The 17,524-nt window shown below is 58.3% G+C and carries 15 protein-coding genes and 4 pseudogenes; 7 read left to right on the top strand and 12 right to left on the bottom strand.

The window, feature by feature from the left end:
• Window positions 1–4: 4 nt before the first annotated feature.
• From rimK to rimA, 3 genes and pseudogenes are all read right to left on the bottom strand, one after another.
• Window positions 5–907, bottom strand: a pseudogene (gene rimK, locus WLY71_RS04495) (30S ribosomal protein S6--L-glutamate ligase); the annotation flags it as partial.
• Complete coding sequence (rimB, locus tag WLY71_RS04490) at window positions 904–1,383, bottom strand: retropepsin-like aspartic endopeptidase RimB (protein ID WP_008149289.1); 480 nt, start codon at window positions 1,381–1,383, stop codon at window positions 904–906. The pseudogene rimK and the gene rimB, both read right to left, overlap by 4 nt.
• A gap of 17 nt (window positions 1,384–1,400) precedes the next feature.
• Entirely contained in the window at window positions 1,401–2,180 is a 780-nt protein-coding gene (rimA, locus tag WLY71_RS04485) for a S6 modification regulatory phosphodiesterase RimA (RefSeq protein ID WP_347802651.1), read from the bottom strand.
• A 116-nt stretch (window positions 2,181–2,296) separates the two neighbouring features.
• On the opposite strand from rimA, the gene WLY71_RS04480 reads away from it, so the two are divergent.
• Entirely contained in the window at window positions 2,297–2,704 is a 408-nt protein-coding gene (locus tag WLY71_RS04480) for an RNA-binding S4 domain-containing protein (RefSeq protein WP_347802650.1), read from the top strand.
• An 89-nt stretch (window positions 2,705–2,793) separates the two neighbouring features.
• On the opposite strand, the pseudogene WLY71_RS04475 reads toward WLY71_RS04480, so the two are convergent.
• A pseudogene (locus WLY71_RS04475) lies at window positions 2,794–3,006 on the bottom strand (phosphatase PAP2 family protein); the annotation flags it as partial.
• Window positions 3,007–3,110: 104 nt separating this feature from the next.
• On the opposite strand from WLY71_RS04475, the gene hslO reads away from it, so the two are divergent.
• Together hslO and WLY71_RS04465 are read left to right on the top strand one after the other, a co-directional pair.
• Complete coding sequence (gene hslO, locus WLY71_RS04470; protein WP_008149293.1) at window positions 3,111–4,013, top strand: Hsp33 family molecular chaperone HslO; 903 nt, start codon at window positions 3,111–3,113, stop codon at window positions 4,011–4,013.
• A gap of 181 nt (window positions 4,014–4,194) precedes the next feature.
• Complete coding sequence (locus WLY71_RS04465) at window positions 4,195–5,736, top strand: phosphoenolpyruvate carboxykinase (protein WP_347802649.1); 1,542 nt, start codon at window positions 4,195–4,197, stop codon at window positions 5,734–5,736.
• 143 nt (window positions 5,737–5,879) lie between these two features.
• Here WLY71_RS04465 and WLY71_RS04460 read toward each other — a convergent pair whose 3' ends face one another.
• From WLY71_RS04460 to WLY71_RS04440, 5 genes and pseudogenes are all read right to left on the bottom strand, one after another.
• Window positions 5,880–6,233, bottom strand: a complete 354-nt coding sequence (locus tag WLY71_RS04460; RefSeq protein ID WP_347802648.1) for a DUF1493 family protein — start codon at window positions 6,231–6,233, stop codon at window positions 5,880–5,882.
• 88 nt (window positions 6,234–6,321) lie between these two features.
• Window positions 6,322–6,477: pseudogene (locus tag WLY71_RS04455) on the bottom strand (YhfG family protein); the annotation flags it as partial.
• A gap of 111 nt (window positions 6,478–6,588) precedes the next feature.
• Window positions 6,589–6,885, bottom strand: coding sequence for a hypothetical protein (locus tag WLY71_RS04450; protein ID WP_123367054.1), 297 nt, complete (start codon window positions 6,883–6,885; stop codon window positions 6,589–6,591).
• Between the two features lie 382 nt (window positions 6,886–7,267).
• Window positions 7,268–8,394, bottom strand: a pseudogene (locus tag WLY71_RS04445) (hypothetical protein).
• Between the two features lie 93 nt (window positions 8,395–8,487).
• Window positions 8,488–8,751 (bottom strand): hypothetical protein, encoded by a 264-nt coding sequence (locus WLY71_RS04440; RefSeq protein ID WP_347802647.1) that lies wholly within the window; start codon window positions 8,749–8,751, stop codon window positions 8,488–8,490.
• Window positions 8,752–9,059: 308 nt separating this feature from the next.
• On the opposite strand from WLY71_RS04440, the gene WLY71_RS04435 reads away from it, so the two are divergent.
• The 4 genes from WLY71_RS04435 (at window position 9,060) to WLY71_RS04420 (ending at window position 13,406) form a co-directional block, all read left to right on the top strand.
• Window positions 9,060–9,563, top strand: a complete 504-nt coding sequence (locus WLY71_RS04435; protein ID WP_347802646.1) for a polysaccharide deacetylase — start codon at window positions 9,060–9,062, stop codon at window positions 9,561–9,563.
• A gap of 129 nt (window positions 9,564–9,692) precedes the next feature.
• Window positions 9,693–11,627 carry a RecQ family ATP-dependent DNA helicase gene (locus WLY71_RS04430; RefSeq protein WP_347802645.1) on the top strand — a complete coding sequence of 645 codons (1,935 nt, stop codon included), beginning with the start codon at window positions 9,693–9,695 and terminating at the stop codon, window positions 11,625–11,627.
• A gap of 102 nt (window positions 11,628–11,729) precedes the next feature.
• Window positions 11,730–12,956: a 3-hydroxyacyl-CoA dehydrogenase gene (locus WLY71_RS04425; protein WP_347802644.1), complete on the top strand. Its 1,227-nt coding sequence runs from the start codon at window positions 11,730–11,732 to the stop codon at window positions 12,954–12,956.
• Between the two features lie 30 nt (window positions 12,957–12,986).
• Window positions 12,987–13,406, top strand: a complete 420-nt coding sequence (locus WLY71_RS04420; protein WP_347802643.1) for an acyl-CoA thioesterase — start codon at window positions 12,987–12,989, stop codon at window positions 13,404–13,406.
• Window positions 13,407–13,475: 69 nt separating this feature from the next.
• Here WLY71_RS04420 and WLY71_RS04415 read toward each other — a convergent pair whose 3' ends face one another.
• From WLY71_RS04415 to fdhD, 3 genes are all read right to left on the bottom strand, one after another.
• Window positions 13,476–13,964, bottom strand: a complete 489-nt coding sequence (locus tag WLY71_RS04415) for a glycine zipper domain-containing protein (RefSeq protein WP_347802642.1) — start codon at window positions 13,962–13,964, stop codon at window positions 13,476–13,478.
• 355 nt (window positions 13,965–14,319) lie between these two features.
• A complete protein-coding gene (locus WLY71_RS04410) occupies window positions 14,320–16,668 on the bottom strand; it encodes an FdhF/YdeP family oxidoreductase (RefSeq protein WP_347802641.1) in 2,349 nt (782 codons plus the stop codon).
• Window positions 16,665–17,504 carry a formate dehydrogenase accessory sulfurtransferase FdhD gene (gene fdhD / locus WLY71_RS04405; protein WP_347802640.1) on the bottom strand — a complete coding sequence of 280 codons (840 nt, stop codon included), beginning with the start codon at window positions 17,502–17,504 and terminating at the stop codon, window positions 16,665–16,667. Before fdhD ends, WLY71_RS04410 begins: the two co-directional genes overlap by 4 nt.
• Window positions 17,505–17,524 lie beyond the last annotated feature (20 nt).

The following is a 17,524-nucleotide window of genomic DNA, read 5'->3' as shown; positions in this document are numbered from 1 at the left end:
CGCAGCCTTTACCTTTGGTGCGCGTCATATTCGGCCCACCATTCTTCTCCAGATGCTCAATGATGATCCCCGCCACGTTCTTGCTGGTGGTGGTTTCAATTCCTTCCAACCCCGGCGACGAATTCACTTCCATCACCAGCGGCCCGTGATTGGAGCGCAGGATGTCCACACCCGCCACCGCCAAACCCATCACCTTCGCTGCGCGCAACGCCGTCATACGTTCTTCCGGTGTGATCTTGATCAGGCTGGCACTGCCGCCGCGATGCAGGTTGGAGCGAAACTCCCCCGGCTTCGCCTGGCGTTTCATTGCCGCGATCACTTTGTCGCCCACCACGAAGCAGCGAATGTCCGCGCCGCCGGCTTCCTTGATGTATTCCTGAACCATGATGTTCTGCTTCAGGCCCATGAACGCCTCGATCACCGACTCCGCCGCCGTCGCCGTTTCACACAGCACGACGCCGATGCCCTGAGTGCCTTCCAGCACCTTGATCACCAGCGGCGCACCGTTGACCATCTCGATCAAGTCGGGAATGTCATCCGGGGAGTGCGCAAAACCGGTGACTGGCAAACCGATTCCTCGGCGCGACAGCAATTGCAGCGAGCGTAGTTTGTCCCGCGAGCGTGCGATGGCCACCGATTCATTGAGTGGAAAAACGCCCATCATTTCGAACTGACGCAACACCGCGCAGCCATAAAACGTCACCGACGCGCCAATCCGCGGGATCACCGCATCGAAACCTTCCAGCGGCTTGCCGCGGTAGTGGATCTGCGGCTTGTGGCTGGCGATGTTCATGTAGGCGCGCAGGGTGTCGATCACCACCATTTCATGGCCACGCTCGGTACCGGCTTCGACCAGACGACGAGTGGAATACAGACGCGGGTTCCGCGACAGCACAGCGATCTTCATGCAACACCTGTGGAGGAGGTAGATACCGGGAACACCGGCTTGTCTTGTACGTATTTAATGCCCGGATTGACCACCAACTGGCCGTCGATCAAGGCTTTGGAACCGAGTAACAGGCGATAACGCATGGACTTGCGGCAGGCGAGCGTGAATTCGACCCGCCAGACCCGATCACCGAGGGCCAGGGTGGTGCTGACCACGTAACGCATCTGCGCGTGGCCGTTGGAGCTTTTGATGGTTTTCATCGTCACCAGGGGTGCTTCGCAGCGCCGGTGACGCAGTTGCACCACCGTGCCCAAGTGAGCAGTAAAGCGCACCCACTGTTCCCCGTCGCGCTCGAACGGTTCGATATCGGTGGCATGCAGGCTGGAGGTGCTGGCGCCGGTGTCGATTTTTGCGCGCAGGCCCGCGACTCCCAAATCCGGGAGCGCCACCCACTCGCGCAGACCGACAACGGTCAAATGATCAAATGTCTTCAATAGGAATAAACCAGCGATTAATGCGTCCAGGCCTCAGGCGTTACCTGAGCCAACGCTTTGAATGCAGGTTTGGCGAACCAGTAACCTTGCATCAGAAAAATTCCACAGTCCGCCAGGAAGTCCCGTTCTCCGGCGCTTTCGATCCCTTCGGCAATGACTGTAACGTTCAGCTCCGCACAGATTGTGACAATCCCTCGAACGATAGCCTGACGAACACGATCACGGTCGACATCGCGGATCAGTGCCATGTCGAGTTTGATCAGGTCCGGTTGGAAATCAGCCAGCAGATTGAGCCCCGAGTAGCCCGCGCCGAAATCGTCGATGGCGGTCTTGAAGCCGAATTCGCGGTATTCACGCAGAATATTGGTCAAATGGCGATAGTTATCTACGTGCTGGCTTTCCAGGGTTTCGAAAATCAACCGGTCGATGGGGAAGTTGTGTTTTTTCGCTGCTTCCAGCGTGCTGCGAATACACAGTTCCGGGCGGTACACGGCGTTGGGCATGAAGTTGATCGACAGATGCGTCTGCATCCCTAGATTCGCCGCGCCTTCAATGGCTCGGGTCCGACAGAGCTGGTCGAAGCGGTAGCGGTTGTCCTCGGTGATCTGATCGAGAACCGACAGTGCAGCCTCACCCTTTACACCGCGCACGAGTGCCTCATGGGCGAAAATCGACTGATCTCGCAAATCGACGATCGGTTGGTAGGCAAAGGTAAAATCGAAGCCCAGGGGCTCACTTTGCTGGCAACCCTGGCAACCGCCCTTTGGCGAGGTCAATGAAGACGGAAATATAGTCACTCGATTACTCCATGCCGGTGAGCCGGCCAAGAACACAGTCTATCTGGAGGGCCGAGTTCTTGCGCCCGACAGAAACGGTAGTACAGTTCCGACTATTCACCGAGAGAGGAATTCCAGTGGCACAAAAACAGGAAGAGGACGACAAGGTCCGTCTCGATAAATGGTTGTGGGCCGCGCGTTTTTATAAAACACGCGCCTTGGCCAAAGCGGCGATAGAAAGCGGCAAGGTGCATTGCCGGGGCGAGCGCTGCAAACCGGGCAAGGAGCCGAGGGTCGGCGACGAGTTTCAGATTCGCGCAGGGTTCGAGGAGCGCACGGTGGTGGTTCAGGCGCTGTCGATCGTACGCCGTGGCGCGCCAGAGGCTCAGGCGCTCTACGCTGAAACTGAAGCCAGCATCGCCAAGCGCGAGGCGGCTGCGGCCATGCGTAAGGCCGGTTCGCTGGGCGTGAGCACCGATGGCAAACCGAGCAAGAAGCAGCGACGGGATTTGTTCAAGTTTCGTGGAAGCAGCAACGACGAGTGAGTCAGTTGTTTCTGTGTTGCCTGTGAAGCAGCCTTCGTCGGATCGCCGCCCGGGGCAAGCTCGCTCCCACAGGTATTGCGCAGTCCTTGTGGGAGCGAGCTTGCAATTGCCCAAACGTGTAGCCATATCGGGTTAATCGCCAGCAGCGCGTTGGATGGGTGAAAGCGCCTCTCGTCGAAAACCACACGCAGCCTCTGACCCGTAGGCCATAACCAGAAGGCCAGCAGCGCAAGAGGTAAGAAATTGCATAAAGCCAACCGGCGGCGGTTCCACCTTGCTTGGAACAAACCCGGATTGTTCATAAAATGCCTCTCATGGCTGAACGTCGCGCACCAAAATGGTGCTGCAGAGGCGCAATTTCTCGCTGTTTGAAATCATTTTGTCATTACTTCAGATACCCAGACCTATGACCGATTTACCGGATACCGACTACACCCAACGCTTCATCTTCGATGACAGCGACACCCGCGGCGAGCTGGTTGCGTTGGAGCGTAGCTACGCCGAAGTCCTCGCTAAACACCCGTACCCGGAGCCGGTTGCACAACTGCTTGGCGAGCTGATGGCGGCGGCGTCGTTGTTGGTCGGCACCTTGAAGTTCGATGGCTTGCTGATTCTCCAGGCCCGTTCCGAAGGCCCGATCCCGCTGCTGATGATCGAGTGCTCCAGCGAGCGCGAAATCCGTGGCCTGGCCCGATACGAAGCCGACCAGATCGCCCCCGACGCGACCCTCGCCGACCTGATGCCCAACGGCGTATTGGCGTTGACCGTCGACCCGACCCAGGGCCAGCGTTACCAAGGCATCGTCGACCTCGATGGCGAAACCCTGTCGGAGTGCTTCACTAACTACTTCGTGATGTCCCAACAAGTCGGTACGCGTTTCTGGTTGTACGCCGATGGTCGTCGCGCCCGTGGCCTGTTGCTGCAGCAACTGCCTGCTGATCGATTGAAAGACGAAGAAGAGCGCGCCGCGAGCTGGCAGCACATCACCGCGCTGGGCAGCACCCTGACCGCCGATGAATTGCTGAGCCTGGACAACGAAACCATCCTCCATCGTCTCTACCACGAAGAGCAGGTTCGTCTTTTCGATGTGCAGAAACTACGCTTCCGTTGCAGCTGCTCCCGCGAACGTTCTGCCAATGCGCTGGTCAGTTTGGGTCTGGAAGATGCCCAGTCGCTCGTGATCGAACATGGCGGCAACATTGAGATTGATTGCCAGTTTTGCAACGAGCGCTACCTGTTCGACGCCGCCGATATCGCTCAATTATTCGCCGGTGCGGGTGTTGATACGCCGTCAGATACCCGTCACTAAAACGGTTCAGCGCAGGTAAATTCACTGGTTTGTGCCGGAATAACGCCGTTACGACGGGAGGGCCCTACTATTTTTGGGCTTTTCTGGCATAATCCGGCCCACTTTTTTCGCGGTAGTAGTGCACGACTTTCTACTACAAAACGTTTGGAGCACACTCGGCCAATGGCCGACGGGGAACCTCATGACGCAAGCCAATAACGCCGTGTACACCGATCTGAGTGTTGATGATCTGGTTAAAGAAGCCCTGAGTCGCGGTGAAGGCGAGCTTGCCGATACCGGCGCGCTGGTTGTTCGCACCGGTCACCGCACCGGCCGCTCGCCAGTCGATCGTTTCATCGTTGAAGAGCCGACCACCCAAGCAGCCATTGCCTGGGGCCCGATCAACCGCAAGTTCCCGGCCGACAAGTTCGATGCCTTGTGGGCTCGCGTCGAGGCGTTCAACAACGCGCAAGAGCATTTCGTTTCCCACGTGCATGTAGGTGCGTCCGAGGACCACTACCTGGCCGTGAAGATGACCACTCAGACTGCCTGGCAGAACCTGTTCGGCCGTTGCCTGTTCATCAACCCGCAAAAGTACAACCCGGCTGGCCGTGATGAGTGGCAAGTGCTCAACGTTGCCAACTTCGAGTGCGTGCCAGAGCGTGACGGCACCAACTCCGACGGTTGCGTGATCCTCAACTTCGCTCAGAAGAAAGTGCTGATCGCCGGCATGCGTTACGCCGGTGAAATGAAGAAAGCCATGTTCTCGGTGCAGAACTTCCTGCTGCCGGCTGCCGACGTGTTGCCAATGCACTGCGCCGCCAACATCGGCGAAGAGGGCGACGTGACCCTGTTCTTCGGTCTGTCCGGCACCGGCAAAACCACCCTGTCCGCCGATGAAAGCCGTTACCTGATCGGTGACGACGAGCACGGTTGGGGTGAAGGCGTTGTCTTCAACATCGAAGGCGGCTGCTACGCCAAGTGCATCGACCTGTCCGAGAAGAACGAGCCGGTCATCTGGAAAGCCATCAAGCACGGCGCAGTCCTGGAAAACGTCGTTATCGATGACGCCAAGCACGCCGATTACGACGATGTCAGCCTGACCCAGAACAGCCGCGCCGCCTACCCGCTGGAGCATGTTGCCAAGCGTTCCGAGAAAAACCTCGGTGGCGAGCCAAACGCTGTGATCTTCCTGACCTGCGACCTGACCGGCGTACTGCCGCCAGTGTCGATCCTCAGCGAAGAACAAGCGGCCTACCACTTCCTGTCCGGCTACACCGCACTGGTGGGCTCGACCGAAATGGGTTCCGGCAGCGGCATCAAGTCGACCTTCTCCACCTGCTTCGGCGCACCGTTCTTCCCGCGTCCGGCTGGCGAATACGCAGAACTGCTGATCAAGCGCATCCGCGGCTTCGGCTCCAAGGTCTACCTGGTCAACACCGGCTGGACCGGCGGTGGCTACGGCGTCGGCAAACGCTTCAACATCCCGACCACTCGCGGCGTGATCGCAGCGATCCAGAGCGGCGCGTTGATTGGTGCTGAAACCGAACACCTCGACACCATCAACCTGGACGTGCCGTTGGCGGTGCCAGGCGTTGAGACTGGCCTGTTGAACCCACGTAACACCTGGGCTGACAAGGCTGCTTACGATGAAGCGGCTAAAGCACTGGCTGGGTTGTTTGTTGAGAACTTCAAGAAGTTTGAAGTGAGCGACGCGATCAAGGCTGCTGGGCCGAAGTTGTAAGGTTTGGTTTGATGTAATGAAAAAGCCGCCCCAAAGGGCGGCTTTTTTGTGGGCGAAATTCAGGCTGCCGAGGAAACCGTAACTGCCATTATTCCAGCTGAAAAGGCGCTAAACGACCAGAATAATGGCACTTCCGCGTTCGGCTAGATTCCTTCCAGTTCTTGTGTATCCCACCGTTGCAACTTGATCGCTTGGTAAATCATTCCGATAGTCAGCGGGACCTTGTCACCACGCCCCTTGGCTCTGCGCTTGAGAAACACATCAAACCCTTCCGGCTGAAAGTAGCGATAGGCGTCGTAGTCGATGAAGTCGATGGCGAACTGTTCTTCCAAGGCTTCCATCAGGTTTCGCGCATCAGCACCGCTGCAACCCAGGTCGAAGTTAATCGAGGTGGTGAGGCTGATGGTTTTGCGTTCAGGCAGACCGAGTTCTTCGTGCAGCAGCTGCATGAGCAAGTGCATGGTGTGGTCGTCGGGGAAGTTGGGGGCGAGGATCATTCGGGTGCGTCCGGTTGGGCTTGAACGGATCTTATTGGTCGTCAGGTTTGGGGGGAAGGGCGGGAGCAAATTTTGACGGCTCGTCTTGTCGATATTTCGCGAGCGCTTCTTCTCGTGTCGGAAGTGGTTGGTCGAGATCTGCTGCTGAAGTGTCGAATCCTGCGAGATGCAGGCTCGCCAAGTAGTTTGAGCGGCGGATTTTTTCATAGTGTGCTTGTTTTTGTTTGAAGGTTATTTCGCTCATCACGATTTTCCGTGCTGCTAGCTGGCCTGTTCTGGGCCGGAATTATGCGTCGTGTTCATCGCAGGCAAGCCAGCTCCCACAAGGGCGCGGCTTGCCTGTTGGTGCTTAGTGTCAGGTTGGTGCTTTCCAGCCCATCATGCGTTGTTGGGCGACTTTCAGCAGGTCGCAGCCGTCCTGAGTCAACAGGTAGAGGGCGTGGGTGATATGCGGGATGTCTTCCACGTCACCGTTTTTGAAGCATTGGCAATGTAGGGTTTTGAGTAGGTCGCCGGAGGCTCGGATTCGCTGGAGGGCAGCTTCGAGGATGTCCTGGGGGTTGGCCTCTGTGTCGATGATCAGGGGTGGGGAATCGGTGAGGTTTGTTTGGAGGGGGCGGTAGCGATCGGGGAACGGGTTCAATTTATTCATTTTATGTATTCTCAAATGCATCAGATGAAACCACCACCATCGTGACCAAGCGATGGAGGCGGACTGTGTTCGGGTTGGTCAGCCGGAGGAATACATAAGACCGGCACGCCATAAGGCGTCCCAAACACAGCCACCATATAGCGTGCAGACACTTGAGGTGCCGGCAGCATACAACGGACGCGTTTATGTATTCCATCGAGTGACCAAGCCCGAGACGCTGATTTGGCAGCGACAGTCCGACTATAGGTGTGAGCAGCCGGGTGGCGATAGACGACAAAGAGTCCCCGCATGTAGGAACGGGATGAACCTTGGCTAGGCCGTTTCTATAGGAATTTTCGCGAGGAATTTCTCGTGCTTTTCCGCCATCCCGCGCCCCACCACCTCAACGAATATGCTGATACGCCGCCACATCCAGCAGGCCAGTAGTCAGCCCGGTTGCCGGCGCGTAGATCGTGCCTTTCACTGCTGAGAACTTGACCCCATTACTACCCAGCGAAACGTATCGCTCGCCCTGGTCCAGCTCGGTGAAGTAGGTGTACGAGCACTTTTCCATCGCTTTGTATTTTTCGGTGGCGCTGGCCATGGTGTTGTGGTGGTTCTGCAAGTCGGCCGGAGTCAGGTTGAGGGTTTTGTTCAGCGGCACTCCCCAGCGCTTCAGGCACACTTCGGCAAAGTGGCGGACGATCAGGCCGGGTTCGGCCAGCGCTTTAGGGCCGCTGACACCATCTGCGGCGGCGTTGCCAACCAGCGTGCCATGGCGGCCAGGCATGGGATAAATGTGGGTTCGGGTGCCGGTGGCCGTTTGCGGGATGACACAGCTGAAGCCTTTGGAACGCTCGTCTCGGGCGTAGAAGCCGACGTATTCTTTTACATTGGCATTCAGTTTTACTTTGTCTTCCTGAAAGTTGCCGATGCCCGGTACCGGATCAATCGCAAAGATATTTACCGGGATGTTCTTCAGTGCGCTGTCCTTGAACATGGCATTGGCCAGCATATGGCAACTAATGCCGCCGCGGCTCCAGCCTACCAAGTTGACCTTGGTTGGAATAACGCCGTCCTTGCGAAACGTTTTAATGATTTGTTCTTGTAACTTCTGCTGGGTCACACTGCGGTCGCCGTAGTTATATTTACGCCACAGCCAGGAGCCTTCGACGATCACGTCTTCGATTGGAATGCCTGCAGCCTTCAGGCGGTTGTATTCGGTCTCGGTCAGTTTTTCACGTTGCCAGTCACATTGGCCTTTGATGATGTTGATGGCGTGCTTTACGTTCTCCTCCCAGCCCTTGCCGAACAGCGTGCCGCTCAGGCCGTAGTCCTTGGATTTGGTGAACAGCTCATCAGCTTGCAGGTTGCTGGTGCCTGGGCCGTCAATGACGATCCATTCGGCAAACTCTCGGCCAGCATGATGGGAGGCCAGTGCCGAAACCAGTTCGCCATTCCAGTAAGTTGGGTTTTGGTTGTCGAATTAGTCGAGCCGGTACCGCAAAAGAAAATAGTTAATGTAGTCATTGTTGTGCTCTTGTTTGGTTTAAGAGCGTGCAGACTAGTTTGATTTATTTAGATAATGAAGTGGTTAGTTGTTGCTGGAATTGTGGCGAAGTTCTAATGTCCTATTCTTTGTTTGGCAACTTCTAGTAGTTCGCAACCATCCTGCGTTAGTAAATAAAGCGCATTCACTATATGAGGGATGTCTTTAACGTCGGCCTGTTTGAAGCACAGACAATAAAGCGTTTCGAGCAAATCGCTGGCTGCGCGCAGGCGTTGGTGCGCTGCATCGAGGACGGCACCCGTGCTGGCCGCGGTGTCGATGACGAGGACGGGCGTTTCGCTGTAGCTGGTTTTGAGTGGGCGATAGCGGTCTTGCATTTAGGTCAGTCCTATAGGAATTAGGGCAGTCTCGCCGGCAGGTCGACACCCTGTTTTCAGCCGCGCCGCAAACTATGAAGGTGGCGACGCAGCGCGGCAATACGGCCGCAATGGACAGGTTTTGTAGGGGTTTTGCCTGCCTTTTCGGACCGAACCTACGCGTTTTCCGAGGTTTTTTACGCCTAATCCCTTAGACGGCAAATTTCCTACGGGTTTGTCAGGCGCAACGCATCAAACCTCTGTATGGTGCGCGCCAGAATCAGTAGGACGTTTCGAAACGTCCGCCCAACGCTTAAAGGGAATTAAGTATGCAATGGCTACGTATGGCCTCGATTTTGTTGCTGTGGGCCGGGATTTGTCGCGCAGCAAATGCTGCTGACGCCGGTCACTCGATGGTCCTGGCCAATATGGACCGCACCGGTTGGCCGGATTCGCTGACCAGTCAGGCGAGCATGGACACTGCTTTCCGTGCTGAAGTGCTGATGTTCGGCAAGGCATTGCTGGCCAGCGAAGCGCTGGACGAACAGAGCCTGAAACAACGACTGGGCGTGCGGGATGTGAAGCTCAAGTCGGTCAGGCAGGTGCGTGATGACTTGTGGGACCGCTTGCTGATCACCTATCGCAGCGCCAGTCAGAACTGCGACAGCGAACCCTTCTGCCCCCGCGTGCGAAGCGTCGCTGATTTGCGTCAGTTGGCGGCAGCGTTCACCGGCGAAATCAGCCCCGCCCATGCCATTTGGGCAAGCAAGAGCCAAGTGTTTCACGAGCAGGCGCTTAATGAGCAGCTGCGAGTGGCGGTGTTGATGCCGTAGCCTCATCGTCTGCTGACGATCGTTCGAAGCTGTATCATCCCGTATCGTTTTGGTCCCCGACCTTTTCTCGACTCGCTGCGTTTGCCGGCTAGGCTTTGGGCTTCGCAGCGGTCAACGGAGTGACAGCTTATGCACAACACCCTGGAACAGGTTTTCGGTTATCCACAGTTTCGACCCGGCCAGGAAGCGGCGGTCAGTGCGGTGTTGGCCGGGCGTTCGGCGGCGGCGATTTTCCCCACCGGCTCGGGCAAGTCCCTTTGTTATCAATTGCCAGCCTTGCTGCTGCCGCACCTGACATTGGTGGTCTCGCCGCTGCTGGCGTTGATGCAGGATCAACTGGCGTTCCTGCAGCGCCATGGCATTGCGGCGGGCAGTATCGATTCGGCCCAGAGCCGCGATGACGCCAGCGACGTGATGGCTCGGGCCAAGTCTGGCGAGCTGAAGATTTTGATGATCTCCGTGGAGCGCCTGAAGAACGAGCGTTTCCGCAATTTCTTGCAGCAGGTGCCAATCTCGTTGCTGGTGGTGGACGAGGCGCACTGCATTTCGGAATGGGGCCACAATTTTCGCCCTGACTACCTCAAGCTCCCCGACTATCAGCGCCAGTTCAACATCCCTCAGGCGCTGCTGCTGACCGCCACCGCGACACCCAAGGTGATCGCCGACATGGAGGCCAAGTTCGCCATTGCCCCCGAAGACGTAGTAACCACCGGTTTCTATCGGCCGAACCTCAATCTGCTAGTGGAACCGGTGCGCGGTCAGGACAAACGCCGACGCCTTGTCGAATGGATGAGCCTGCGTCCCGACCAGCCGAGCATTGTCTACGTCACCCTGCAGAAAACCGCCGAGCACATTGCCGAACATCTGTCCCGCAACGGCATTCAGGCGGAGGCCTATCACGCCGGTCTGCCCCACGAACAACGCGAAGCAATTCAGCGCCGGTTCATGGGTGGGCAGTCCAATTGCATCGTTGCCACCATCGCGTTCGGCATGGGCATCGACAAGAGCGACATCCGCAACGTGGTGCATTTCGACCTGCCCAAATCCATCGAAAACTACAGCCAGGAAATCGGCCGCGCCGGGCGTGACGGGCAGCCGTCCGACTGCCTGGTATTGGCCAACCGCGACAGCCTCAACGTGCTGGAAAACTTCGTCTACGGCGATACGCCTGAGCTGGATGGCATCCGCTATGTGCTCGACGAGTTGCAAGCCGCCGCACCCGAGGGGCAGTGGGAGTTTCTGTTGGGGCCGCTAGCGGACCAAAGCAACATCCGCCAATTGCCCCTCAAGACCTTGCTGGTGCAGTTGGAACTGCGCGGGATCATCGCCCCGCGTTACGCCTATTACGCCGAATACCGCTTCAAATACTTGCAGGAACCCGAGGCCTTGCTGGCCCGCTTCGAGGGTGAGCGCAAAGACTTCGTCGCAGCGATCATCCAGACCTCGAGCCGCGCACGGACCTGGGCCACAGTGAATTTCGATGCGCTGTATGAACAGCATCAGGCCGAGCGTAATCGGGTGGTGAAGGCACTGGATTATTTCCAGGAAAAGGGCTGGGTCGAGCTCGAAAGCAAGCAGATGACAGAGGTCTACAGCCTGCTGCAAACGGACTTCGACAGTCAGGCCTTGAGCACCGAGTTACACGCTTACTTCACTCGGCATGAGCGTACCGAGATCGCGCGGATTCACGCCATGCTGGATCTGTTCGCCACGGACCATTGCCTGGGTTATCGCCTGGCCGAGTACTTCGGCGATGAAAATGCGCCGCAGCAGTGCGGGCATTGTTCGGTGTGTCACGGGGACGTGGCGCGGTTGCCGACGCCACCGGAATTACCGGCGCTTGTGGATAAAAACTTCGAGGCGTTGTGCGGTGATTTTATCCACAGGCATGAGCAGCACACCGGCAACACTCCGTCGGCGGAACGCGTTACGCGGTTTTTATGCGGCATCGGCGTGCCGCTGTTCACCAAGCTCAAGGCACGGTCGATTCCCGGGTTTGCGGCGCTGGAGGATTATCCGTATTCCGAAGTCCGGACGTGGGCCGAGGCGCATTTGCCGGCGTAGATCCATCCGCTGAATGTTGCTCATCACAGGAATAAATTTCAAAAATGCGCGGTGGCTGACTATGGTGAAGGCTGTCTTTGGATCGCCAACAAGAGAACAACTATGAGCCAGACACCGTTCACTATTCAGCGCGCCGCCGTCATTGGCGCAGGCACCATGGGCCGTGGCATTGTCATGTGCCTGGCCAACGCCGGCGTCCCGGTGCAGTGGGTCGATAACAATCCACAGATGCTTGAGCAGGCGCTGGCTACCGTGGCGGACACCTACGCCCACAACGTGCGTCAGGGACGGATCGATCAGGCCGAAGCGGACGCTCGCATAGCACGGGTCACGGCGGCTGCTGATTATGCGGCGATCCGTGATGTCGATCTGGTGATCGAGGCGGTTTACGAAAACCTGGAGCTCAAGCAAAAGATCTTCCGCGAACTGGATGGCCTGCTCAAACCCGAAGCCATTCTGGCCAGCAACACGTCGGCGTTGGACATTGACGCCATTGCCGCGGCGACTCGCCGTCCGACACAAGTCCTGGGCCTGCATTTCTTCAGCCCGGCGCACATCATGAAGTTGCTGGAAATCGTCCGCGGTGCGCAGACTTCGCCGGCGCTGCTCGAAGCGGCGCTGGAGCTTGGCAAGCGCATGGGCAAGGTCAGCGTGGTGGCGGGCAACTGCGAAGGTTTCATCGGTAATCGCATGCTCAATACCTATGTGCTTGAAGCGCGCAAGATGCTGCTGGAGGGCGCCTATCCCTATCAGGTGGATGCGGCGCTGCAAGGTTTCGGTTTTGCCATGGGGCCATTCCGCATGTACGACGTGGTCGGTGTCGACTTGGGATGGCGTGCTCGGGAGCTGGCGGGCAAAGGCCAGGACGCACCAGAGGTTCAGGTGGATAACCGTCTGTGCGAACTGGGGCGTTTTGGCCAGAAGAGTGGCAACGGCTATTACCACTACGAACCGGGCAGTCGACAGGCTGAGCACGATCCGGAAGTCGATGCGCTGGTGTTGCAGGTCAGCGAAGGGTTGGGCTTCCAGCGTCGCGAGATCAGCGCCGAGGAGATTCTGGAGCGCTGCCTGCTGGCGCTGGTCAACGAAGGGGCGAAGATCCTTCAGGAAGGCATTGCCGGGTCGGCGCACGACATCGATCTGGTCTACCTCAATGGTTATGGTTTCCCGGCGGACAAGGAGGGGCCGATGGCATGGGCGGATCAGCAAGGGTTGGCGGATATTCACCAGCGGTTGATGGCGCTTGAGACACGCCAAGGTGATCACTGGAAGCCGGCGCGCTTGATTGGCGAGTTGGAGGCGATGGGTAAAGGGTTTGCGGATCGGTAAACTTCATCCACTTCAATACGAGAACTGCGCATGAATCAACGCACCGACTACCCGCACTTCCAACCCATCACCACCCGCTGGCACGACAACGACGCCTATGGTCACGTCAACAACGTCACCTACTACAGCTTCTTCGACACGGCAGTGAACACCTACCTGATCGAAGTCGGCGATCTGGATATCCATGATGGCGAAGTGGTGGGCTTTGTGGTGAGTTCGGCCTGCGATTACTTCGCTTCCATTGCCTTCCCTGACCGGATCGAAATCGGTTTGCGGGTGGGCAAGCTGGGCAACAGTTCGGTGCAATACGAGCTGGCGGTGTTCAAGGCCGGGGAAGACGAAGCCTGCGCAGCAGGGCGCTTTGTGCATGTGTTTGTGGATCGGGCCTCTAATCAGCCGGTGGCGATTCCTGCCGGGTTGCGCGGGGCGCTGCAGCGGTTGGTGGTTTGACGGGCAAAAAAAATCGCAGCCCTTGGGCTGCGATTTTTTTGATCTACCGGTAAACGAGGTGATTCAACCTCAGTCGCGATAGCGATGTTTGTGCTTGCGATGCCCATAGGCATGGCCCCGACCCGGATGGCCGTCACGGTAGTAGCGACGATCATCATCATAACCACGACGATAGGAGCGACGATCATCGTCGTCATCGCTCTTGTTGCCCATGTAGTTACCCAGCGCGCCACCGGCGCCGCCGCCTGCTGCGGAGCCGATCAGGCTGCCGGTGGTGCCGCCCATGCTGCGACCGACCACGTTACCGCCTGCTGCGCCCAACGCACCGCCAATGGCTGCTTCGCCACGGCTGCGTTTGTCTGCGCCAACAGCACTACCACCCGCGCCGCCGAGGGCCGCGCCAATGGTGGAACCTGTACTGCCGCCTAGTGACTGACCGACGACCGAGCCCAGAACCCCGCCCAATGCGCCGCCCACACCTGCTTCGGTGGTGCCGCCGGCAGAAGCGAAGCCACTGACCAGGCCAAGGGACAACAAGAGAATCGAGGAGAACTTCATTAGAGGAACCTCAAGGGGATGACGGCGCGATCCTGAGGCTGTGTCATGGTCGTGACAATCGAAATCCGACGAGTAACACGACTTGAGCACATTTCTATAAGTTACTGTTTTTTAGCCGGAACTTAAGTGTTTTTCGCCGGTCTTTAGCTACTTCGGATAGGCCGTTTTCATGCAAAACGGCCTTTTTTGTGGGCGAAAGGAAAAGCAGTCAATTCGGAAATTCGTTGAATGCTCCACCGCTATCGCGAGCAAGCTCGCTCCCACATTAGATCTTCAGTGGGCATAGTATTTGTGTTCAATCAGGATCCACTGTGGGAGCGAGCTTGCTCGCGACGGGGCCAGTCTTGTCACTACGTTAAGCCGACTTGGCCATAATCAACCCAGTCGCACTCGCCGCTTCCAACCGGATCGCCACAAACTTCGATGTCGGCGTATGGCTGCCATCCCCGATGCTTTCCAGCGGCACCAGCGGATTCACTTCCGGATAGTAAGCCGCCGCTTGTCCGGCAGGGATATCAAACGCCAGCAGCGTAAAGCCCTTCACCCGACGCTCACGGCCATCATCCCAGATCGAAACGATGTCAGCCTTCTGCCCTGGCTTGAACCCCAGGCGAATGATGTCGGCTTCGTTGACGAACAACACATCACGCTGACCTTTCACGCCGCGATAGCGGTCATCAAGCCCATAAATCGTGGTGTTGTACTGATCGTGAGAGCGCATCGACTGCATGATCAGGTCCGGCAATACGCCGGTGGCGCGAGTGCGTTCGTGCACCAGATCTTTAGGCAGGATGTTCGGACGGAAATTGGCGCGCCCCGACGCGGTATTCCAGCGGCGAGCACCGGCGCTGTTGCCGAGGTAGAACCCGCCCGGGTTCTGGATCTTCTCGTTGAAGTCCTTGAAACCCGCAATGGTGTCGGCGATCAGGTCGCGGATGCGCCGGTAATCGGCCACCAGCCAGTTCCAGTCCACCGGTTTGCTGCCCAGGGTCGCGGCGGCGATGCCGGCAATGATCGACGGCTCAGAGCGCATCTGGTTCGACAGCGGCTGCAACTGGCCGTTGGAGGCGTGAACCATGCTGAACGAGTCTTCGACGGTCACCGCTTGCGGACCTTCGGTCTGGATGTCGATGTCGGTGCGGCCCAGGCACGGCAGGATCAGCGCCTCTTTACCGTGTGCCAAATGGCTGCGGTTGAGCTTGGTACTGATTTGTACGGTCAGGTCGCAGTTGCTCAGGGCCTGGAAGGTCCGTGAGCTGTCCGGGGTGGCTTGGGCGAAGTTGCCGCCCAGCCCGATAAAGACTTTCGCGCGGCCGTCGGCCATGGCATGGATCGCCTCGACCACGTTGTGACCGTTTTCACGCGGCACCTTGAACTTGAAGCGACGCTCCAGGGAATCGAGGAACGCCACCGGCGGACGCTCGTTGATGCCCATGGTCCGGTCGCCCTGCACGTTACTGTGGCCGCGCACCGGGCACAGACCGGCGCCGGGCCGGCCGATGTTGCCGCGCAGCAACATCAGGTTGGCGATTTCCTGGATGGTCGCCACCGAATGGCGATGCTGTGTGATGCCCATCGCCCAGCACATGATCACGTTCTTGCCTTTGGCGTACATCCGCGCCGCTTGCTCGATTTCAACCAGCGTCAGTCCGGATTGTTCGACGATCTGCTCCCACGAGGTGTCGTCGACGATGCCCAGGTATTCCAGCACGTTGACACTGTGTTCATTGAGGAAGTCGTGGTCGAATACGGCCGGCTCACCCGCCTTCTGTGCGTCACGCTCCCACTGCAGCAGGAACTTGGCCATGCCGCGCATGATCGCCATGTCGCCGCCCAATGCCGGACGGAAGTACGCGGTGTTGGTCGGCTTGTCGCCGTTGGTGAGCATTTCGATCGGGTGTTGCGGGTGCTGGAAGCGTTCCAGGCCGCGCTCCTTCAAAGGGTTGATGCATACCACCTGAGCGCCGCGTTTCACCGCTTCGCGCAATGGTTCGAGCATCCGTGGGTGGTTGGTGCCAGGGTTCTGACCCCAGACAAAAATCGCGTCGGCGTGTTCGAAGTCGTCGAAGGTGACGGTGCCTTTGCCGACGCCGACACTTTGCGACATGGCCACACCGCTGGCCTCGTGGCACATGTTCGAGCAATCGGGGAAGTTATTGGTGCCGTAGGCACGCACGAACAATTGATACAGGTACGCCGCTTCGTTGCTGGCGCGGCCCGAGGTGTAGAACTCGGCCTGATCCGGGCTCGACAGCCCTTGCAGGTGTTTGCCGATCAGCGCGAAGGCCGCTTCCCAGCTGATGGGTTTGTAGCGATCGGTCTCGGCGTCGTAGCGCAGTGGCTCGGTCAGACGCCCCTGATATTCCAGCCAATAGTCACTTTGTTCCAGCAACGAGCTGACGCTGTGTTTGGCAAAGAACGCACCGTCGACACGGCGTTTGGTCGCTTCCCAGTTCACCGCTTTGGCGCCGTTCTCGCAGAACGCCACCATGCCGGCTTCGTTGGAGTCGCCCCAGGCGCAACCGGGGCAGTCGAACCCGCCGTTCTTGTTGGTCTTGAGCATCATGCGCAGGTTTTTCAGCGCGTTGTCGCTGGTCAACCAGGCCCGGGCAACGCTGGCCAGCGCGCCCCAGCCACCGGCTGGGCCTTTGTAGGGCTTGTAGCGGGGGACGGGTTTCTGGTCGGCTTGACGATGTTGACTCACGCTTGGTTCTCCGTCGCAGGGCTGTAGACCCGCGGCGCACTTTTCTGCGGCAGGTGGATGAGATTGAGGTTGTGGCGTCGGGCCCATTGCACGGCAAGGCCCGTGGGCGAGGACAGGCTGACCAGGGTCTGGATACCTGCGCGCAACACTTTCTGGATCAATTCGAGACTGCAACGGCTGGTGACAATCGCCAGCCCGCGGGTGGTCGGGATCTTCTGACGGATCAGTCCGCCAATCAGTTTGTCCAGGGCGTTGTGTCGGCCGATGTCTTCGCGGCCCAGCAGCAATTGGCCCTGACTGTTCATAAACACGGCGGCGTGCACCGCGCCGGAGTACTGGCCAAGAGGCTGGAACGCACCGATGCGCTGACGCAAACCATCGAGCCATTCGGCGGGCGGCAAGGGTGCGCCGGGCAGGATCTTGAGGTCTGGCAAGGCCTGCTCCACCGCTTCCACACCGCAGAGTCCGCAACCGCTGGTGCCAGCCATTTGCCGACGCTGTTGCTTGAGGTTCCAGAAGGCGCGGTTGGCGATGGTCACTTGCGCGTATTGCGCTGAACCCGAGCCGCTGAGTTGCAGGTCATAGATATCGCAGGCGTCTTCGATGATGCCGCTGCCGAGGCTGAAGCCGACGATGAAGTCTTCAAGATCGGTCGGCGTCACCAACATGACCGCCTGACTGATGCCGTTATAAGCGATCGCCAACGCGACTTCTTCGGCCAGCGCGGTGCTGGCTGATTCGGTGTCTTGAAGGTCGCAGTAACTGTACGTCTGGCTTGCGGTGGGCGCTGGCGTTTCGAGGGCTGGCGCCGCGCAGACAGGGTGCTTGGCGTTCATGAGGCATCACCGACGGTTTA

Source organism: Pseudomonas rossensis (genome assembly GCF_039888995.1).
Lineage (GTDB): Bacteria > Pseudomonadota > Gammaproteobacteria > Pseudomonadales > Pseudomonadaceae > Aquipseudomonas > Aquipseudomonas rossensis.
The sequence above is the reverse complement of the archived record's forward strand: the minus strand, read 5'-3'. Positions and strand labels throughout refer to the sequence as shown.